Source organism: Methylibium rhizosphaerae (assembly GCF_006386545.1).
Classification (GTDB): Bacteria; Pseudomonadota; Gammaproteobacteria; order Burkholderiales; family Burkholderiaceae_C; genus Pseudorivibacter; species Pseudorivibacter rhizosphaerae.
In genome coordinates, this window is record NZ_SWAR01000112.1 from 1 (window position 1) to 1618 (window position 1618).

Here is a 1618-nt window from a genome sequence, read left to right on the forward strand (position 1 = left end):
CGCGGCTGTAGCGCCTGCGCTTGCGACTCTGTTCAGCTTCCATCGTGTCCAGCTATTTGCTAACTGGACAGCATCGTTATCGCTGCGACCGCTCTTCTCAAGACGGGTTCGCCGGACGCTTACGTCGATCAAGCGCACCAACGATGTGAGCGAGTTCAATCTGTCTGCATACCTCAAGGAATGCTTCGTGCAGCACGCTGCCGCCATTGAAGAGTTCAGGCCGTTCGTTTCCAAGGAACGAATACCGTCCTATCAGCGCGCCTGGGAGCAGTACCTTGAGCTTGACCCAACTCACTGGACCGGCATGGCCGAGTTCATGGCGGAGCACGTCAACCCGGAGAATCCGCTCAAGGTTATCCGGGCGCGCATTGAGGCACTGCTCAGCTACAGTGAAACCTAACCCTTCCATCGAGCGGACACGCAACGGCATGCCACGCATGGCCTTCATTTCATTCTGGGCCATGCGCGTCCTGCCGCTGCGTGCCGCTCATGTCAAACGTTGTGCCCCATGCCGGGAGAGGTTTGTGGTGCGCGCGAGAAGGAGCCGCTGGTGCGCTTGAGAACCGTGCGTGAGTGTTCGCCGAGTGCGCGTGAGGCAGCTGCGGGCTGCCCGTCCTGCGGCGGTCAGCTCACCGGTGTCGGTGCGCGCAAGGCTTTTCTTGGCGTGCGTCGCGGTGGCGCAGCGGCGCCAAGTGCGTTGCCTGTGTACGGCGCATCTCAAGCGCGGCTCGGTGTGGTCCCGGGCAAGCGCGGTAGCCGGGGCACGCCATCGTGCTGTGGCTTGCAGGCGCGAGGCGCGTCAGCATTTCTTTCTCGCGTCCTTGGCGTGCGCGGGTCGAGCGCCGCAGGGCATGGTCGTCTGTGCACGAACGCTGCTGCGCTCACCAGTGCAGCAATGTGGCACAACCCCTCCATCGAGCGGACACACAACGGCGAGGCGCAGTGGTGCGCTTCGGCAGCGCTCGTTGCGCCGTTGTGCGCCGCTCATGTCGAACGTTAGGCGTCATGGAAGAAGCCCGCTGGTCCACGATCGTAGAGTCCCTAGTGAGTCGAGACGTCGATGCTTGTGTTGATGCTGCAGCAAGGCTCCACGCAGAGGCAACGGTCGACGACGTGCCACGTTTACTCGAACTCTTGCAGAGTGATGACTTCTTTGTTCGGGAAGCCGCTGCATGGCCGCTTGCCGAGTTGGCAGGTGCCTCGGTTCTCGGCCAGCTCTTTGCCGCATATCAGCGGGGGTTCGATGAGGGGCACGATAACGATGGGTTTACCGCAGCGTTGCTTGAGATCCCAGCGCTCTATCCAGCGCAGTCACGTCAAACTCTGCAGCGGCTCGTGGAATCTCGCGAAGAGCCCGCCAAGGGTCATGCCGCGTGGCTTCTCACTTTCTGTGCGGCCGAGGGCGGCAATGACGCCTAACCCCTCCATCGAGCGGACGTCTTCGAGCTGGCTGCGCCAGCCCGAAGCCGCCGCTCATGTCGAACGTTATGCCCCCTAGGGACGCGCTGAACAATGAGCGTCGCCGCCCGAGTTGAACCGATGCAACGCCACGATGACATCGCACACGCGTTCAACCACGCGGTGCGCTGCCTCGCGGCGGTGTCTGAAGCCTCTTTCG

2 protein-coding genes are annotated in these 1618 nt (G+C 62.5%); both read left to right on the plus strand.

The window, feature by feature from the left end:
* On the plus strand, window positions 1-400 hold a 400-nt coding region (locus tag E8D38_RS28535; protein WP_181179551.1), incomplete at its 5' end, for a hypothetical protein.
* 605 nt (window positions 401-1005) lie between these two features.
* Window positions 1006-1419, plus strand: coding sequence for a hypothetical protein (locus E8D38_RS27600; RefSeq protein ID WP_140637476.1), 414 nt, complete (start codon window positions 1006-1008; stop codon window positions 1417-1419).
* Window positions 1420-1618: the final 199 nt, after the last annotated feature.

Coding starts and splice junctions, on each gene's coding strand:
- E8D38_RS27600 (WP_140637476.1), top strand. CDS start 1,006: ATGGAAGAAGCCCGCTGGTCCACGATCGTAGAGTCCCTAGTGAGTCGA.